The sequence below is a fragment of the Ditibartonella apihabitans genome, from assembly GCF_002007485.1.
Taxonomy (GTDB): domain Bacteria; phylum Pseudomonadota; class Alphaproteobacteria; order Rhizobiales; family Rhizobiaceae; genus Bartonella; species Bartonella apihabitans.
On sequence record NZ_CP015820.1, the window covers coordinates 2,209,272 to 2,226,798 of the forward strand.

The following is a 17,527-nucleotide window of genomic DNA, read 5'->3' on the forward strand; positions in this document are numbered from 1 at the left end:
ATTCAAAGTTCGGCAAAGAGTGCATCTTCGCAAATTTTCGCATCTGCTCATCAACATTTGATAGCATTTGCTTAAATTTAATGGCGTTTGCGCAATGCTTCTGCAAGAGCCGAACCGAAACTGCCCTCTTGAGAGGCTGGTTTTTTATTTTTCATATTATGCAAATGGTTGCGTCCCGAATTTTCCGAAGAAGCAGTTTTTGCACGACTATCCGGATTATCGGGATGTTTTTTCATACTTAGCGAGATGCGTTTGCGTGCTGGATCAACATCAAGCACAGTCACAGAAACAATATCTCCGGCTTTCACAACTTTATGCGGATCACTCACATAAGTGTCGGCAAGTTGTGAAATATGGACAAGCCCGTCCTGATGCACACCTATATCAACAAATGCACCAAAATTAGCGACATTGGTGACTGTCCCTTCAAGCTTCATGCCCGGTTTGAGGTCTGAAATCTCGTCAACACCTTCGGCAAAAGTTGCTGTTTTGAATTCCGGTCGCGGGTCGCGCCCGGGTTTTTCCAATTCGCTCAAAATATCTTTAATGGTCGGCAAACCGAACCGCTCGTCAATAAATGTTTTCGGGTCGAGTTTTTTCAAAGCAGCACTATCGCCCATCAATGACCGCAAGTCACGGCCACATGCAGCAACAATCTTGCGTGCAACGCTATAAGCTTCCGGATGCACTGCCGAAGCATCAAGCGGTTCGTCGCCATTGCGGATACGCAAGAAACCAGCACATTGCTCGAATGTTTTTGCACCGAGGCGCGGTACCGACTTCAACCCGTTACGATTTTTGAATGGGCCATTTTCATCACGATAAGCAACAATTGCATCGGCCAATGATGCCCCCACCCCCGAAACACGGGCAAGCAGAGAGGCCGAAGCGGTGTTAAGGTCAACCCCCACGGCATTCACCGCATCTTCGACAACACCGTCCAACGCTCTCATCAACTCGAACTGGTCGACATCATGCTGATACTGCCCGACACCGATAGATTTCGGTTCGATTTTAACCAATTCGGCAAGCGGATCCTGCAAACGCCGGGCGATTGAAACTGCGCCGCGCAATGACACATCAAGTTCGGGAAATTCGTTGGCCGCAAGTTCGGAAGCCGAATAGACAGAAGCACCGGCTTCCGAAACAATGACTTTTGTCGGACGGGGCGCTGGCATATGTTTCAACAAATCGCCAACAAGTTTTTCTGTCTCGCGGCTTGCTGTCCCGTTGCCGATAGCGATGAGATCAACCTGATGTTTTTTAATGAGAGCGGCAAGCACCGCCTCTGCACCGCGAACATCATTTTTCGGCGGGAATGGATAGATGGTTGCGGTTTCCTTGAGTTTTCCGGTTTTATCGACCACTGCAACCTTGACACCGGTGCGGATACCCGGATCAAGCCCCATTGTTGCCCTTTCACCCGCCGGTGCAGCCAATAAAAGTGCTTTGAGATTAAGGGCAAAAACAGAAATTGCTTCTTCATCGGCGCGCTCATGCAAATCGCGCATCAAATCAAGCGAAAGATGTAAAGATAGCTTTACTCGCCATGCCCATAAAGCGACACTCACAAGAAAAATATCTCCGGGGAGCTGATCGCCGATTTTGTAGGCCTGTTTAATCAGCTTTATGACCGGTTTTTCGCCATTTGGAATATCCTCGTCGACTTCAATATCGACATTCAGGATTTCTTCGTTACGCCCGCGAAACATTGCCAGTGCGCGATGGCTTGGCACAGTCGACCATTTTTCGCTATGGTCAAAATAATCGGAAAATTTCGCGCCTTCCTGCTCTTTACCGGCAACAACCTTGGCATGGATAAAGGCATGTGATTGCATATAGTGACGTAAATTTCCGATGAGTTCGGCATTTTCCGCCATGGTTTCCGAAATAATATCGCGAGCACCGTCAAGAGCAGCTTTGACATCGGAAATGTTGTCATTGATATAATCTTTGGCAAGAAGCTCCGGTTCTTCGTTCCGATTTTTCAGAATTTCCTCCGCAAGCGGCAATAAGCCGTTTTCTTTGGCAATTTCGGCACGGGTACGCCGCTTCGGCTTGAACGGCAGATAAAGGTCTTCCAATTCGGCCTTCGAGCTTGCTTTTCTTAAAGATTCTTCCAGTTCCGGACTAAGCTTGTTCTGTTCGCGAATTGCTTGAATAATCGCTTCGCGACGTGCTTCCATTTCACGAAGATAAATGAGCCGTTCCGATAACAGGCGCAATTGTCCATCATCAAGGCCACCGGTTACTTCCTTGCGATAGCGGGCAATGAAGGGAATGGTTGCCCCCTCGTCGATGAGGGCGATTGCGGCAGCAACCTGTGTTTGACTCGCCTTGATGTCGCCAGCAATTGTTTGGCAGATTGATTGCGCAATTGTCGTCATTCTATTTACCAGATTCTTTCAATTTCAAGGAGAGATTACGGATTGCAAACCGGAACGCAACCGTAATTCTTCTCCTCATAAAAATTAATCAAGCCCTTTTTAATCGGGCCGGTTCACCTTATGTTTAAATTTGCAGCCATTATGAAAGGGGCTTTTCATGACATCACTTTTTGACCCGATCAAGGCAGGAGACCTTGTTCTAAAAAACCGCATTGCCATGGCGCCGTTAACACGCGCTCGTTCGCCCAATGCAACACCCAATGATTTGAACGTTGTCTATTATCGCCAACGTTCGACCGCCGGCCTTATTGTATCTGAAGGTACGGCCATTTCACAACAGGGACAAGGCAATATCGACGTTCCGGGCCTTTACGAAAAAGCCCAGCTTGTCGGCTGGAAAAAAGTAACCGATGCCGTTCATGAAGAAGGCGGCAAAATTGTTGCCCAGCTTTGGCACACGGGACGTATTTCCCACAGTTCATTGCAACCTGCAGGCAAACCGCCTGTTGCCCCTTCCGCCCTTCAGGCAAAAGCCCGAACCTATATCAAAGACAAGAATGGTCAGGGTGAATTTGTACAAACATCGACACCACGTGCATTGAACGCATCCGAGATTCCCGGCATTATCGACGATTATCGTAAAGCCGCACGCAATGCTGTCGATATTGCCGGTTTTGACGGCGTGGAAATTCACTCGGCCAATGGCTATTTGCTTGACCAGTTCTTGCGTTCCGAATCGAACCACCGCACCGACGAATTCGGCGGTTCGATTGAAAATCGTTGCCGTTTTCCGCTCCTTGTTGCCGAAGCCGTTGCAAAAGAAATCGGCGGTGGCAGAACAGGTATCCGCATTTCTCCGGTAACACCTGCCAATGATGCCCATGATCCGGACCCGCAGCCGCTTTTCGATTTTTATGTTGATGCTTTGGCTGCCTATGAGCTTTCCTTCATCCACCTGATCGAAGGTGCCACAGGAGGCGACCGCAATTATACCGAAGCCGATTATGCCTTCGACTATAAGCGTTTGAAACACGTCTATCGCGATGCCGGTGGCAATGGCGCGTGGATGGTCAATAATGGCTATACCGCCGAAATGGCTGAAAAAGCTGTCGGGTCGGGCTATGCCGATATTGTGTCTTTCGGCCGTCCGTTTATTGCCAATCCCGATCTTGTCCGCCGTATCAAAGAGCATGCTCCATGGAACGAGGTCGACCAGACAACACTCTATGGCGGCAATGAAAAAGGCTATACCGATTACCCGACTTTGGGTTGACCGGTTCGAGCTGTTCATTAAAAAACCACCTGCGCGCAGCAGGTGGTTTTATTTTTATTAAAAACTTATTCTCCTGCTCTTAGGCAGAAATATCGATAATGCCAGCTTCCCCGCTTTCTGAGCCGAATGCCAGTCGATACCCTTTATCATCCCAAGCCATGGTTGAAATGGCACCTTTTCCGGGACGGCGCAAAAGCACTTCTTTCGCATCGGCAAAGCGGATGAATAAAATCATGCCGTCATTAAAACCGGCAGCAACAATGTCTTCTTCCGGATGGCAGCACACGCATGTGACCATGGCATCGGCACGGGTGCCGAGTTCAAGGGGGGCTTTTCCCATCGGGCCATCTTTGGCCTGAAATGGCCAGACAATGGCAGCAGGAGCGCCGGACGTGGCAAGCCACTTACCTTTCGCGCTCCATGACCAGCTCTTGACCTTTGCAGGATAGCCGCTCATGCGCAAATGCTGGTCATCACTCAATCGCCAGCCATGCAAGGCATTTTCCTGCATCGACGAAATGACATAGCGGCCATCGGGCGAAAATGTAACAGCAAAATGTGCGCCCTTCCATGTAAGGTCGGTGGGCTTTGTGTCAGCGCCGAGCCAATGCAATGTCACGCCATTATATCGTGCCACCGCAAATCTTAGGCCTTTTGGTGCAAAAGCTAGATCTTCAACACTACGCTCGTGATCAAACTCCTGAAGCCCCTTGCCTCCATCGGCTCCCTTGCCGCCATCGGCCCAGGCCGTGCGTGAAAAAGCAAAGGCATAAGAATTGTCGGGACCGGCTGCAACCGAGGTGATCCACTTTTTTTCATGACGGGCAAGCTCGCTACACTGAAGAGCACTGGTTGTCCGGCAAATCCGGCCATCTTCACCGCCGGTAATCACCGATTTCTTGTCTTTGGCTAAAGCAACGGAGGCAATCCCTTCATGTGCCTCGACCACTTTTTGTTTTTCGCCAAGCAGGGTGATTTCACCATTTGCTGTCACAAAGACCGGCTGGTCATCTAAAAACCCCGCAAACAGGCAATAGCTGTCGAGGTCACAATGTGCAATTGTCGGCATAGATTCCTCTCAAAAATCAGGCACAATTTTCGAAACCGGCTTTGAGCTTTTCGGCATCAAGTTTGCGGCCGATAAAGACCAGACGGCTTTCATGCTTTTCGCCTTCTTTCCAAGGTCTCTGGCTGTCGCCTTCCAAAATCATATGGACACCTTGCACAACATAACGGTCTTTATCGCCTTTGAATGCGATAATGCCTTTAAGTCTCAAAATATCCGGCCCCTGTGTTTGGGTAATCTGCTGGATCCACGGGAAAAACTTGCCCGGATCAAGTTCGCCTGCACGTAACGAAACCGATTTCACCGTTACATCATGAAGGGCTGCTCCATGGACATGCTCGTCCCCGTCATGGTGGTGATGCTCGTGGTCATGATGATGATGGTGGTGATGGTCATGATCGTGATCATGGTCGCATTCAGGCCCGCATACATGCTCTTCCTCTTCCTCGTCATGATCGAGAAAATGCGGGTCATTTTCAAGCGCACGGCTTAAATCGAATGCACCGCGATCAAGCACTTCGTTCAAATCGACATTGGAACGTTGGGTGCGAAAGATAACAGCAGAAGGATTGATTGCTCGTATTGTTGCTTCGACATCGGCAAGTTCCTGCGGGCTGACAAGATCGGTCTTGTTCAAAAGGACAACATCGGCAAAAGCAATCTGGTCTTCCGCTTCACGACTGTCTTTCAACTCTAACGGCAAATGTTTTGCGTCGACCAGCGCCACAACAGCATCGAGTTGCGATTTTGCCCTGACATCATCATCCATGAAAAATGTCTGTGCAACAGGAACCGGATCGGCAAGACCGGTGGTTTCGATAATGATACCGTCAAACCGGCCGGGACGGCGCATCAAACCGTCGACAACACGGACAAGGTCGCCGCGCACTGTGCAGCAGATACAACCATTATTCATCTCGTAAATTTCTTCGTCGGATTCGACAATCAGATCATTGTCGATGCCGATCTCGCCGAATTCATTGACAATAACAGCGTAATGTTTGCCGTGATTTTCTGTCAGAATCCGGTTGAGAAGCGTTGTCTTTCCTGCCCCCAGATAACCGGTCAGAACAGTTACCGGAATTTTGCGGGGAGTGTTTTCAGTCTCGCTCATAGCATGACCTTTCAAATGACGGGAATTTTTACTGTTGTCGATATAAGCAATGTCGCTAACAATTTCTAGCTTTGGAAAAGAGGCTTTCTAGGAGAGTTCGTCAATATCAAAAGCGAACATATCCTCAACAAGGCCGCTAAAACCTTCAATTGCATGATCGAATATCGCTTTTCCTGCCTCTTTATTCGCGGCAAGTGCATTTCCTGCGGCCCCCAATCTATTGATATCCGCCATTTTCCAGCCGAAAGGAAATGGCCCATAAGCCCGGAGATATTTGAATTTTTCTTGTAATTTTTTTTGCCAGTTGGAGAAATTTTGCGCTTTTTCCATTTCCACCTTTTCAGGCGCAAGATAAAGCATGAGTGACGTTTCGATAAAGCCGGCATGAATATCCAACTGTTTGTTTTCGGGAGTAATCAAACCTTCCGGCAGGCCGAAGCGTCCCCAACTGGTCGCTACAGCAAGCATTTTGAAGCGACAACGCAATTCGGTGATGACAATATTCATCAATGGCGAATTGCCACCATGAGCGTTGAGAACGAGAATTTTTTTTATTCCCTTTTTATAACAATCGGCACCAATCGAAATCCAACGGTCAATAGCTTGTGAATATTCCAATGTTTTTGTAAACGGCCGACCTTTATGTTCGATTGAATAGCCGACAGATTCAACCTCCAGTGGAGTCAAACGTTTCGGGGCGGTTGGAAACAAAGATGCAAGACGTTCAGCAAAAGCCCCGGCAATGACAGCATCCGTCGTTGGTGACAAATGAGGACCATGATATTCATGGGCACCCAAAGGCAAAATTGCTATTATTTGATCTTCTTTTTTCACTATTTTAATCCTTATCGAATTATTTTTATTTGGCTATACACAGATTTTGTTGCCCTTACATGTTATAGATAAATTCACCATTTTGTGAAAATTAACGAATCAGGTTGATATACTAGACAAGTGAATCGTTATTTCTTCCAAAAACGTCTTCGGGGAGACAAAGATATAATGCCAGACAAAACTCGGATACCAGCGTTAGAGATCGTCCAATCAACAGCAAGAATGATGAAGACCTTATTGGCTCGTCGTCTTTATGAATTTGGTTTATATGCCGGTCAAGATAGAATAATTTTGTTGTTGGCGATGAAAGACGGGCAATCGCCCGGAAGCCTGGCCAAACGCTTGGGCGTAAAACTTCCTACAGTCACAAAAACGATAGCGCGTCTTCAGGAACAAGGTTTTGTTACCAAACGTGGATCACACAAAGACCAGCGCAAATTTCATATTTTTCTTACGAAAGACGGCCATAACATTGTCAACCTCATCGAAAGGGCACTTGAAGAGACCGAGCGGGAAGTGACCGGTGGTCTTGATGAACAAGAGCAATTTACTTTGCTGACCCTCATGGACAGAATCCATAAAAATCTTGAGCAGCAGCAATCACTTTTAACCGATACATACCGATGAACATGTCGGCCGATGAACATGCCGGCCGATGAACATGCCGACATTATTTTAAAACCGGCTGGCACAAAAACTAATAGTCGAATTTCACTTGATTATCGGGAGGTGGAAAAACAAAATTTTCCACCTCTTTCAAATGATCGACTTTTAAATAATCAATAAAATGGCGAAGCGAATTTTAAAAAATACACTGTTTTCCCTTATTCCAATGAATTGTTCATTGAACAAAACAGTTTAAAATGACTATAGTTTCCTTTAAAATAGACGTTTATCAATCACTCCTGAAGCTTGGCGACTTTTCTCGAACCAATCGGGGAAATTCCCGTTCTTCCGATTTGACGGTTTAAACGCTAAAATTTAATTCATTTTCGAGGAATAATGAGCATTGGCGCAAAAAATTAAACTTTCCACGATTGCTGATGCGTTAAATGTTTCGACAGCCACAGTTTCGTTGGCACTGCGTGACAGCCCGCTGGTAGCAGATGATACACGTGAAAAAATCAAGGATTACGCCCGTAATATCGGCTATATCTATAACCGCCGTGCAGCAAGTTTGCGCACATCGCGCTCCGGCATTGTGGGGGTTGTTGTCCACGACATTATGAATCCGTTTTTTGCCGAAATATTGCGCTCGATCGAGACGGAACTCGACCGTTCACGGCAAACTTTCATCCTTTCCAACCATTATGACCAGTTGGACAAGCAACGCAATTTTCTGGAAACGCTTCTTCAGCTCGGAGCTGATGGCGTTATCATGTCACCGGCAATCGGAACCCCTGCAAAAGACATTGAAATGGCACAAAATAACGGTTTGCCTGTTGTCTTTGTTGCGCGCCATGTTGAAGGAGTGGACGTACCGGTGTTTCGCGGCGACGATACTTACGGCATTTCTCTTGCCACCAACCATCTCATTTCTCTCGGGCATAAATGCATCGCTATGGTTGGCGGTACAGATTACACCTCGACCGGACATGACCGTTATGAAGGCTATCGCCATGCCATGCAACTTGCCGGACTCGAGGTCAAACCGGAATGGCGCCTTGAAGGACCTCGGACAAAACAGGCAGGTTTCGAGATAGCACCGCAATTTCTGGCTCTCAAAGATAAACCGACTGCTGCCGTCTGTTTCAATGACCTTGCCGCAATCGGCTTGATGAACGGAATTGCCCGTGCCGGCCTTGTTGCAGGGCGGGATATTTCTGTGACCGGCTATGATGATCTTGAGGAAGCCGAAATTGCCACACCCTCGCTCACCACAGTCTGGAACGGTCAGAGGGAAGTGGGAAGGCGTGCAGCGCGTGCTCTCCTTGACCTTTTAAACGGCATCGAAGTCAAAAATGGTCATGATCTCATTAAACCGGAATTGCGCATTCGCCAATCAACCGGTCGCATGGTACCGAGAAAAATCTGAAAACTTTAAATTTCGATATCCTGTCATTCTGACATCATAAGCAGGTTTTCGTTTTTTAACTGTTTTCTCTTTTTCCGAAATGCTTTTTTCAAGACACCTGTTTTTTTGAGGGAGCTGTTTTTTCACAGCTCCTTTTTTTCAAGGCGATGATCTTTATGTTGATGCACTGCCTCGCCGAATGCTTTAAATATCTTGTTTGATGGTATATCGCTTGTTGCCCAATATTCGGGATGCCATTGGACGCCAAGTGCAAAGCCTTTTGCATCCTTCACACTGACTGCTTCTATTGTGCCATCGGGAGCTGTCGCTTCGGCAACAAGACGTGGCGCCAGCTTGTTGATTCCCTGTTGGTGAACAGAATTCACCATGATTTCGCCAGTGCCTACAATTTTTGCAAGCACCGTATTTTCGTTCACTCGAACCGGTTGCCTGATGGCAAATTTTTTGTCACTGTCACTTTTATCATTCGCTCTATGATCGAGCTTTCCGGGTATTTTTTGCAGCGCCGGTGAAAGTGTTCCTCCAAGAGCGACATTGAGTTCCTGTATTCCGCGACAAATGGCAAGAAGCGGCAAACCTTGCCTGATTGCTGCATCAATGAGAAAAAAAGATGTTTCGTCTCGGGCAAAATCGAACGGTTCGTGGTCGGCGGTTGCTTTTTCACCATAACGTGCCGGATTTACATTGGATTTTGCGCCGGTGATGAGAACACCGTCAACCACCGCAAGGATAGACTGGACATCGGCTCCGGCCCCAAGCGATGGCACGATAAGGGGGGCAACATCGGCCACTTTTGACGCGGCCTCAAGATATTGCTGAGGCGCGCCATGCCAGACATAACCGTCAAAAGCGGGGCAATCGGCAGGTACCGCAATAAGCGGTTTTAAATGTTCAGCCATTTGTGTTCCCTTTTATATTATCGGATCAATATTTAAGGAAAACAGGCTTTTGTCAAATGACCGGTTTTCGTTAAGACAGGCACATTTGAAAAAGTTTTTTCCTGAACTATCCACGATAAGACGTGTGAAAAACGAAATTTTAGCAAAAGCACTGGAAATAATGTGCTTTTACCGTTACTACTAAATCGTTTCGATTTTTCTGAAATAATCCGGCATTGTGAATAAGTGGGGAGAAGAGACTGTCGATAGGCAGCCTGTCTTCCCTGAAACTCAAGGAGATAACATTTGGGTCAAACAGTTTTTGTTGCCAAAGAAACAGCCGAAGGGGAAACGCGCGTTGCCGCGTCTCCGGAAACTGTCAAAAAGCTTATCAATCTCGGCTATGATGTGTCGGTCGAGAAAGGTGCCGGTCTCCAGTCCTTGATAAGTGACGAGGACTATAAGGAAGCCGGTGCAAAAATCGTTGGTGCGAACGAGGCAAATAAAGCCGACATCATTTTGAAATTGCGCCGTCCAAGTGCCAAAGAAATATCCCTCTATAAAAAGGGTGCCAATCTCATCGGCATTCTCGATCCATTCGGCCACGAGGATGATGTCAAGGCCATGGCCAAAGCCGGATTGAATGCCTTTTCGATGGAATTCATGCCGCGCATTACGCGTGCGCAAGTCATGGATGTTCTGTCATCACAGGCAAATCTTGCCGGTTATCAGGCAGTGATTGATGCTGCCGAATATTATGACCGCGCCCTCCCCATGATGATGACCGCCGCCGGTACCGTTCCGGCTGCCAAGGTTTTCGTTATGGGGGCAGGTGTTGCCGGTCTTCAGGCAATTGCCACTGCGCGGCGTCTTGGTGCATCGGTTACGGCAAATGACGTACGTCCTGCGGCAAAAGAGCAGGTCGCTTCACTCGGTGCAAAATTTATCGCCGTCGAGGATGATGAATTCAAAGCTGCTGAAACTGCTGGTGGCTATGCCAAGGAAATGTCGAAGGAATACCAGCAAAAACAGGCGGCTTTGACTGCCGAGCATATTGCCAAACAGGATATCGTCATTACAACCGCTTTGATTCCCGGTCGTCCGGCACCGCGCCTTATCACAAAAGCAATGCTCAAAACCATGCGCCAAGGTTCGGTGTTGGTTGATCTTGCCGTTGAAAGAGGCGGCAATGTCGAAGGCGCCGTTGCCAATAAGGTTGTTGAAGTCGAAGGGGTGAAGATTATCGGCTTTACCAATGTTCCGGGCCGCATTGCCGCTACCGCTTCAAAGCTTTATGCGCGCAATCTTTATGCCTTTGTCGATATCATGACAAACAAGGAGACGAAGGCATTTACAATCGACCGGAATGACGAACTCGTGAAAGCCACATTGCTTACTTTCGACGGTCATGTTGTTCATCCCCGCTTTGCAGAAGAAGGGGTAAAAAAAGACGCCGATAAAAAACCCGCTCCGGCAAAAAAAGCCGATGAAAAGGGCGAAAAACCGGCAAAGCACACATCCTCGAAATCTAAAGAACCAGCCGCAAAAGCGGATAAGAAACCAAATGAAAAAGGAGCCAAATAATGTCTAACGAGGCTCTCGACAAAGCCCTTCAAGGTCTCGATCAGGCCATTGCCGCTGTGCGCGAAGCTGGCGGCCAAATTTCCAATAATGCCGTTGAAGCCGTCCACAATGCGACAGGCGGTGTTATTGACCCGTTCATTTTCCAGTTTGCGATCTTCGTACTGGCAATTTTTGTCGGCTATTATGTTGTCTGGGCCGTCACACCGGCTCTCCACACACCGCTCATGGCTGTTACCAATGCAATTTCTTCGGTTATCGTCGTTGGTGCGCTGCTTGCTGTCGGCCTTTCGGCTTCAGGTCTTGCAAGCACTTTCGGTTTCATCGCGCTGGTACTTGCAAGCGTCAATATTTTCGGCGGCTTTCTCGTTACCCAGCGCATGCTTGCCATGTACAAGAAAAAAGATAAGTGAGGCTTGAACCTATGAGTGTTAATTTTGCAGCCTTCCTTTATCTCGTCTCCGGTGTTCTGTTCATCATGGCACTGCGCGGACTTTCCCATCCGACAACCAGCCGCAAGGGTAATGCCTATGGCATGGTCGGCATGGCTGTTGCCATCATCACAACATTGCTGCTTGCCCGTCCAAGCTTCGGTGGCCTTGTCCTTATTATTATAGGTCTTGCCATTGGTGGTGCTATCGGTGCAGTCATTGCCCGCCGCATTGCCATGACAGCAATGCCGCAACTTGTTGCCTCTTTCCATTCACTCGTCGGCCTTGCTGCTGTTATGGTGGCTGCCGGTGCGCTTTATTCGCCGCATTCATTCGGTATCGGTGAAATCGGCTCCATTCATGGGCGGGCACTTGTTGAAATGGCAATCGGTGTCGCAATCGGTGCGATAACCTTTACCGGTTCCATCATTGCGTTTTTAAAACTTGACGGGCGCATGTCCGGTAAACCGATTATTTTGCCGAATCGTCACTTGATCAATATTGTTCTTGCAGTGGCAATTGTTATCCTCATCGCCGCACTTGTCGGAACCGAAAGCCATCTGGTTTTCTGGCTTATTGTGCTTTTATCGCTCGTTATCGGTGTTACACTGATTGTGCCGATCGGTGGCGCGGATATGCCGGTTGTTGTTTCCATGCTCAATTCCTATTCGGGATGGGCAGCCGCGGGTATCGGCTTTACGCTCGGAAATATGGCTTTGATCATCACCGGTGCACTGGTCGGATCGTCCGGTGCCATCCTTTCCTACATTATGTGTAAAGGCATGAACCGCTCGTTCATTTCGGTGATCCTCGGCGGATTCGGTGGTGAAAGTGCCGGCCCTGCCGGAAATAATGAAGTTGAACGCCGCCCTGTCAAACAGGGTTCGGCAGACGACGCCGCATTCATTATGAAAAACGCCAACAAGGTCATTATCGTACCGGGATATGGTATGGCCGTTGCGCAGGCCCAGCACGCATTGCGTGAAATGGCCGACAAGCTCAAAGAAAACGGTGTCGAAGTCAAATATGCCATTCATCCGGTTGCCGGTCGTATGCCCGGTCACATGAATGTGCTGCTTGCCGAAGCCAATGTGCCCTATGACGAAGTCTTCGAGCTTGACGATATCAATTCCGAATTTGCCGAAGCAGATGTTGCTTTTGTCATTGGCGCCAACGACGTAACCAACCCTGCCGCAAAATCGGATCCATCTTCGCCGATTTATGGCATGCCGATTCTCGATGTATCGAAAGCGGGAACAGTTCTGTTCCTGAAACGTGGTATGGGAACAGGCTATTCGGGCGTTGAGAACGAGCTGTTTTTCCGTGACAACACCATGATGCTTTTTGGCGATGCCAAAAAAATGGTCGAAAGCATTGTCAAAGCCATGGAATAAACCTTAAGATGCCGCCATCAAGGCGGCATTTTTTTAAGGAAATGATCATGGCAAGTTCAGCCGAACAGATGAGAGCGTGGCAAGGTCCGGCACTTTTGAGTTATGGTTATCGTCCGTTTTTTCTGTTTGCAAGTATCTGGGCTGTATTCAGCCTGTTTATCTGGATTTTCCTTTTTTCCGGCAAAGATGTTCTGGCAATCGGGATTGACCCGTTTTCCTGGCATGCCCACAGCTTTCTCTTCGGTTATTTATGGGCTGTCATTGCCGGTTTTTTAATGACGGCCGTTCCCAATTGGACCGGACGATTGCCCATTGTCGGCTGGCCGCTTTTGGGCCTCGTATCCATCTGGCTTATCGGGCGTATTGCCATGGTGCTTTCATCCGATCTGCCTGCAACAGTAACAGTCGGCCTTGATTTGCTGTTCCCGCTTCTTTTCACCATCGCAATCGGGCGCGAAATTATATATGGAAAAAATTGGCGTAATCTCAAAGTGCTTATTTTGCTTGTTCTCCTTTTCTGCGCCAATCTGATTTTTGATTGCGAAGCTTTCAATGGCGTTTATGCCGCCGACGGTTATGGCGCACGTCTTGCCCTTGCCATTGCAGTTTTCCTTATTGCCATTATTGGCGGCCGGATTGTGCCAAGCTTCACACGAAATTGGCTTGCCAAACGCGGGGAAACAAAACTACCGGCTCCACACGGGCGCGTTGACCAAACCATTATGATTTTTACGGCTATCTGCCTCGTTCTGTGGATAGTTTTTCCCGATACGGGAATAACTGCTCTGTTGTGCGGCCTTTGCGGCATTGCCAATCTTTACCGGCTGCAACGTTGGCGGGGTTTGGCAACTTTGAAAGAACCGCTGGTTTTTGTGCTTCATGTCGGCTTTCTGTTTATTCCGTTAGGGTTTATCGCTTTGGCGCTCGGCACATTCGGAATTATTCCGGGAGGGCGCGCACCCGTGCAACATTTATGGATGGCCGGTGGTATCGGCATGATGACAATGGCCGTTATGACACGCGCAAGCCTTGGTCACGCAGGCCGCCCGCTTACAGTTTCCTGGCCTGTTGTGCTGGTTTACCTTGCACTTTTTCTATCGGTCTGGCTGCGGCTTTTTGCCGGCATTGCCAATAACAATCTGCCGACACTTCACCTTGCCGGAACTTTATGGATTCTGGCTTTTTTAGGTTTCGTTGTGCTCTATTGGAATGTGCTTACCAAACCGCGCAAACCACGCGTTCCGAATTGACATTGATGATCGGAAATACCCGCCGCAATCGTCTTTTTTGCGGCGTGCGACAGAAGCATTAGCCTTTCCGGAGAGATAATTTAGCGCATTTGCACTTATACATTTGCGCTTATAAATCGCGCTTGGATATTTGAACCAGCTCCTCTATCGCATATCAATGCGCAACTTGCCGCACGTTTTGCAGATCTGTTTTTGAAATTCGTCTGCCATTATCCGGATCACATCCATAAAATATATGACCTACCGGACGATGCAAAAGCCTCTCGTTGCCGTTCTGAAGAATAAAAATGCAACGAAAGGAGGCTTTCCCCATTACAAAACCTGCGATTTCCAACTTTCGATCAATAAAGATCGCAATTGGAACGATTATGAGTGACCGGTTTTTAAAAATCCCGATCAGCCGTAAATGAGTTTGTCCTGTTTTTTGCGCAAGCGTGCAATCCACTGGTCTTCATTGATTGCAGCATTTTTTGCAGTAATCAATTCATTCTTCTTAATCGGTGCGGTAACTGTTGCCCCTTCAAGCAGACCACAGGGAATTGCCTCGTGCTTCCTTGCATCCTCGACTGTCATATTCCATGCGCGATAGGTATAAAGTCCGATAAAATCGAGCTTGTCACCGGGTTTCAGGTCCTTCTTGGCAACGGCACACACTTCCGCAACCGGCCGGTCAAGCGGCACCATATCGGCCTTTCCGTAAAGCATGACCCGTGCGCAAGTAAGCGGCACTTCCATAGCTGTGAGATGATAAGGACGATGGAACGTGAAATAAGGCCCTTCACCAATTTTCAAATCTTCCATACGTTCCCAAACGCGCGGATGGCGCATTTCTGCAACCACGAAAACCCCCGGTGAAACGCCCCGCCCGATCGAATAATCGACAACGCCGGCTTTTGACAAAACCCCACCATCTTTTTCAGGAATGAGCACCTTGTTCAGGCGATCTATGTCGGCTTTCGGGCCGTGCATTCCGGGGCAATCGGGAACAAGGCCGGTTGCATTGGCAATGGCCGTCATTTCGACCATGGTTTTTGAACCGTCAATGAATTCGACAAGCATACGCACATTCATATTGCGTTTTTGTGCCTCTTCTTCATAATGATCGGGAATTGCATCAAAATCGAGCGGGTTGTTTTTGCCCTTTCCGGCTGCAACAACATTATGCCCGAGTGCCGAAACAAATTCGATAAGCTCCATGCAGGAAGACGGCTCGTCACCGGCTCCAAGTGTGTAGATAAGGCCGCGTTTTTCGGCTTCATGTTTAAGATAAGGGCCAATTGTGACATCAGCCTCGACATTCATCATAACAACGTGTTTGTTGTTTTGTAGCGTTTTATAACCGATTTCCGCGCCTGCCTCGGGATAGCCTGTCGCGTCGACGATAACATCGACAAGCTCGTTTTTTAGCAACATATCAAGATCGTCGGTGGCGGCAATTTTTCCCTCTTCGATTGCTGCTGTCATTTCCGACGCGTTGGAAACTTCCTTTGCATGCCCCGTTTCATCATAGGCAATTTTTGCCGCATCAAGCACCCGTTCGGGTGTGCGTGTTGAAACCGCTGCAACCTCTATACCATCCATATGGGCGACGCCTGTTAAAAGGTCGGTTCCCATTTCCCCGCAACCGACAAGCCCTATGCGGATAGGCTTGCCACTGTCTTCGCGTTTTTTGAGGTCGCGGGCCAAACCGATAAGGGCTACATTGCTTGTCATTTCAAAAAATTCTCCGGTAAAAAACGATCATTCATCAACCCGACAAAATATTTCTATCATCGGGTTTTGCCAGTCGTTCAGCGCATAATCCTTTCTTCAAAGGTCTAATAACAACGCTAAAGAATTGCAAGGCTCGTCATTGATTGACGACAAAGAACGGAGGGTTGGGAGCAGAAAGCCAAGAGCAGAATAACAAAGCTCCACATTTTCCAAACAAAAATTTGCGTGAATATTATTTGACCTGTATAAGCAGCTTGAATTCATGACATAAGCGGTCTTTCACCAATAAGAGGCAACCGCAAAATATTGATAAGGAAAAACACTCATGCCCGGCAAAGTGACTGTTGACGATATTCCCGCTTCAATCGGCAAAGAAGTAGGCGTTTCGAATTGGCGTACTGTCACACAGGAAATGATTAACCAGTTTGCCGATGCAACCGATGACCATCAATGGATTCATGTTGACGAAAAACGTGCCAAAGAAACGCCCTTTGGCGGCACAATTGCCCATGGTTTTCTAACCCTTTCGCTGCTATCGACTTTGGCTTATGAGGCGCTCCCCGAGCTTGAGGGGACAACAATGGGTATCAATTACGGTTTTGACAAAGTGCGTTTGATGAGCCCCGTCAAAACCGGTGCAAAGGTTCGCGCCCATTTTGTTTTAAGCGATGCCGAAATTCGCCCCTCGGGCAGAATTGTTTTTCATTACGCTGTCACTCTTGAAATCGAAAATGTGAAAAAACCGGCTTTGACTGCCGACTGGATTACAATTGCCATGGTTCCGCCAAAGGCTTCGTAATTCTTGCGCAGTGCATATTCGTCACATTGAGCTGCACATATTTGTAATTTTGACCAGCTCAGATTTGTAACTTTAAGCAGCGCATATCTGGCAGACCTGTTTTTATTTGAATGGGGCATTCTTTTTCGCGCGGAGAAAAATAGCCGCATTCGTTTGAACAACAGGGCTTTTACTGCCTTGCAAAGTTCAAGCACTTCTGTCTCGACATGTTAAAATGGCTTTCCGTATTGCAATATCATTGACAAAAAAAGGGGTTGATCAATCCGGTGACAGCGGGCATTTGCCAATATTTTCTTCCATTTTAGCGGCTTTTCTTGCTGATTTATCCCTTTTCCGCTTCAACTCTATTGGACCGGATATAGTGTGGGCGGATCTATTGCTGCCGGATAAATTTTTAACAAAGGCGATTATTTTTCAACGATTCATTCCTCGAACCAAAACTGTAGAAGCGAGTCGGTTTTCATTCTTTTCATTCCATATCTGGTCAGCCCCGTTACAATTTTTATTTAAATATCTGTTATGGGGAGAATTATTAGAGCAATGACGCCAATTTTAACGTCATTTTCGCGTTGTTTTGCCGGTTTTTATCGAAAAACGTGAATAGAAAAATAAAAAGACAGCTATTTTTTAAAAAACACAGCTTTTGGAAAACCAATATAGACAAGCGAACTGTTTTTATGGTATTGGCACCACAATCATTTAAAACCTTGTCTGAAAAGGCTTGGTCGTTTTGGGATATTCCCATTTAACAGAGATAGTAAAAACAAAGCAG

Annotated in this window: 15 protein-coding genes; 9 read left to right on the forward strand and 6 right to left on the reverse strand. The window is 47.6% G+C overall.

Annotated elements, in window-relative coordinates; genetic code table 11:
• Window positions 1-77 precede the first annotated feature (77 nt).
• A complete protein-coding gene (locus BBC0178_RS09790; RefSeq protein WP_078040036.1) occupies window positions 78-2,387 on the reverse strand; it encodes a Tex family protein in 2,310 nt (769 codons plus the stop codon).
• Window positions 2,388-2,544: 157 nt separating this feature from the next.
• Between BBC0178_RS09790 and BBC0178_RS09795 the strand changes: the two genes are divergently transcribed.
• On the forward strand, window positions 2,545-3,660 hold the full coding sequence (locus BBC0178_RS09795; protein ID WP_078040037.1) for an alkene reductase: 1,116 nt from the start codon (window positions 2,545-2,547) through the stop codon (window positions 3,658-3,660).
• Between the two features lie 79 nt (window positions 3,661-3,739).
• Here the strand turns inward: BBC0178_RS09795 and BBC0178_RS09800 are convergent, their stop codons facing one another.
• The 3 genes from BBC0178_RS09800 to BBC0178_RS09810 all read right to left on the reverse strand — a co-directional run bounded on the left by BBC0178_RS09800 (window position 3,740) and on the right by BBC0178_RS09810 (window position 6,674).
• The gene (locus BBC0178_RS09800; RefSeq protein ID WP_078040038.1) at window positions 3,740-4,729 is read right to left on the reverse strand and encodes a WD40 repeat domain-containing protein; all 990 of its coding nucleotides are present in this window, start codon (window positions 4,727-4,729) and stop codon (window positions 3,740-3,742) included.
• A 16-nt stretch (window positions 4,730-4,745) separates the two neighbouring features.
• Window positions 4,746-5,840 carry a CobW family GTP-binding protein gene (locus tag BBC0178_RS09805; RefSeq protein WP_078040039.1) on the reverse strand — a complete coding sequence of 365 codons (1,095 nt, stop codon included), beginning with the start codon at window positions 5,838-5,840 and terminating at the stop codon, window positions 4,746-4,748.
• 87 nt (window positions 5,841-5,927) lie between these two features.
• The gene (locus BBC0178_RS09810; protein ID WP_078040040.1) at window positions 5,928-6,674 is read right to left on the reverse strand and encodes a creatininase family protein; all 747 of its coding nucleotides are present in this window, start codon (window positions 6,672-6,674) and stop codon (window positions 5,928-5,930) included.
• Window positions 6,675-6,842: 168 nt separating this feature from the next.
• Here BBC0178_RS09810 and BBC0178_RS09815 point away from each other — a divergent pair, with 168 nt between their 5' ends.
• Both BBC0178_RS09815 and BBC0178_RS09820 read left to right on the forward strand, forming a co-directional pair.
• Window positions 6,843-7,301: a MarR family winged helix-turn-helix transcriptional regulator gene (locus BBC0178_RS09815; RefSeq protein ID WP_078040041.1), complete on the forward strand. Its 459-nt coding sequence runs from the start codon at window positions 6,843-6,845 to the stop codon at window positions 7,299-7,301.
• A gap of 382 nt (window positions 7,302-7,683) precedes the next feature.
• Window positions 7,684-8,709 carry a LacI family DNA-binding transcriptional regulator gene (locus tag BBC0178_RS09820; protein ID WP_077972766.1) on the forward strand — a complete coding sequence of 342 codons (1,026 nt, stop codon included), beginning with the start codon at window positions 7,684-7,686 and terminating at the stop codon, window positions 8,707-8,709.
• A 122-nt stretch (window positions 8,710-8,831) separates the two neighbouring features.
• Here the strand turns inward: BBC0178_RS09820 and BBC0178_RS09825 are convergent, their stop codons facing one another.
• A complete protein-coding gene (locus BBC0178_RS09825) occupies window positions 8,832-9,608 on the reverse strand; it encodes a gamma-glutamyl-gamma-aminobutyrate hydrolase family protein (RefSeq protein ID WP_078040042.1) in 777 nt (258 codons plus the stop codon).
• Between the two features lie 285 nt (window positions 9,609-9,893).
• Between BBC0178_RS09825 and BBC0178_RS09830 the strand changes: the two genes are divergently transcribed.
• The 4 genes from BBC0178_RS09830 to BBC0178_RS09845 are packed head-to-tail and all read left to right on the forward strand — an operon-like array spanning window position 9,894 to window position 14,243.
• Entirely contained in the window at window positions 9,894-11,171 is a 1,278-nt protein-coding gene (locus BBC0178_RS09830; protein ID WP_078040043.1) for a Re/Si-specific NAD(P)(+) transhydrogenase subunit alpha, read from the forward strand.
• Window positions 11,171-11,581, forward strand: coding sequence for a proton-translocating transhydrogenase family protein (locus tag BBC0178_RS09835; protein ID WP_077972772.1), 411 nt, complete (start codon window positions 11,171-11,173; stop codon window positions 11,579-11,581). The genes BBC0178_RS09830 and BBC0178_RS09835 overlap by 1 nt, the downstream gene beginning before the upstream one ends.
• An 11-nt stretch (window positions 11,582-11,592) precedes the next feature.
• Complete coding sequence (locus BBC0178_RS09840; protein WP_078040044.1) at window positions 11,593-12,993, forward strand: NAD(P)(+) transhydrogenase (Re/Si-specific) subunit beta; 1,401 nt, start codon at window positions 11,593-11,595, stop codon at window positions 12,991-12,993.
• Between the two features lie 47 nt (window positions 12,994-13,040).
• Window positions 13,041-14,243 (forward strand): NnrS family protein, encoded by a 1,203-nt coding sequence (locus BBC0178_RS09845; RefSeq protein WP_078040045.1) that lies wholly within the window; start codon window positions 13,041-13,043, stop codon window positions 14,241-14,243.
• A 396-nt stretch (window positions 14,244-14,639) separates the two neighbouring features.
• On the opposite strand, the gene BBC0178_RS09850 is transcribed toward BBC0178_RS09845, so the two are convergent.
• Window positions 14,640-15,956, reverse strand: a complete 1,317-nt coding sequence (locus BBC0178_RS09850; protein WP_078040046.1) for an NAD(P)H-dependent oxidoreductase — start codon at window positions 15,954-15,956, stop codon at window positions 14,640-14,642.
• Window positions 15,957-16,281: 325 nt separating this feature from the next.
• Between BBC0178_RS09850 and BBC0178_RS09855 the strand changes: the two genes are divergently transcribed.
• Window positions 16,282-16,755 carry a MaoC family dehydratase gene (locus tag BBC0178_RS09855; protein WP_077972782.1) on the forward strand — a complete coding sequence of 158 codons (474 nt, stop codon included), beginning with the start codon at window positions 16,282-16,284 and terminating at the stop codon, window positions 16,753-16,755.
• A 214-nt stretch (window positions 16,756-16,969) separates the two neighbouring features.
• Window positions 16,970-17,299 (forward strand): hypothetical protein, encoded by a 330-nt coding sequence (locus BBC0178_RS09860; RefSeq protein ID WP_078040047.1) that lies wholly within the window; start codon window positions 16,970-16,972, stop codon window positions 17,297-17,299.
• Window positions 17,300-17,527 lie beyond the last annotated feature (228 nt).

Bases quoted from the DNA above. Each gene is read 5' to 3' on its own strand.
- BBC0178_RS09790 (WP_078040036.1), bottom strand. From the start codon at position 2,387: ATGACGACAATTGCGCAATCAATCTGCCAAACAATTGCTGGCGACATC.
- BBC0178_RS09795 (WP_078040037.1), top strand. From the start codon at position 2,545: ATGACATCACTTTTTGACCCGATCAAGGCAGGAGACCTTGTTCTAAAA.
- BBC0178_RS09800 (WP_078040038.1), bottom strand. From the start codon at position 4,729: ATGCCGACAATTGCACATTGTGACCTCGACAGCTATTGCCTGTTTGCG.
- BBC0178_RS09805 (WP_078040039.1), bottom strand. From the start codon at position 5,840: ATGAGCGAGACTGAAAACACTCCCCGCAAAATTCCGGTAACTGTTCTG.
- BBC0178_RS09815 (WP_078040041.1), top strand. From the start codon at position 6,843: ATGCCAGACAAAACTCGGATACCAGCGTTAGAGATCGTCCAATCAACA.
- BBC0178_RS09825 (WP_078040042.1), bottom strand. From the start codon at position 9,608: ATGGCTGAACATTTAAAACCGCTTATTGCGGTACCTGCCGATTGCCCC.
- BBC0178_RS09835 (WP_077972772.1), top strand. From the start codon at position 11,171: ATGTCTAACGAGGCTCTCGACAAAGCCCTTCAAGGTCTCGATCAGGCC.
- BBC0178_RS09840 (WP_078040044.1), top strand. From the start codon at position 11,593: ATGAGTGTTAATTTTGCAGCCTTCCTTTATCTCGTCTCCGGTGTTCTG.
- BBC0178_RS09845 (WP_078040045.1), top strand. From the start codon at position 13,041: ATGGCAAGTTCAGCCGAACAGATGAGAGCGTGGCAAGGTCCGGCACTT.
- BBC0178_RS09850 (WP_078040046.1), bottom strand. From the start codon at position 15,956: ATGACAAGCAATGTAGCCCTTATCGGTTTGGCCCGCGACCTCAAAAAA.
- BBC0178_RS09855 (WP_077972782.1), top strand. From the start codon at position 16,282: ATGCCCGGCAAAGTGACTGTTGACGATATTCCCGCTTCAATCGGCAAA.
- BBC0178_RS09860 (WP_078040047.1), top strand. From the start codon at position 16,970: ATGGCTTTCCGTATTGCAATATCATTGACAAAAAAAGGGGTTGATCAA.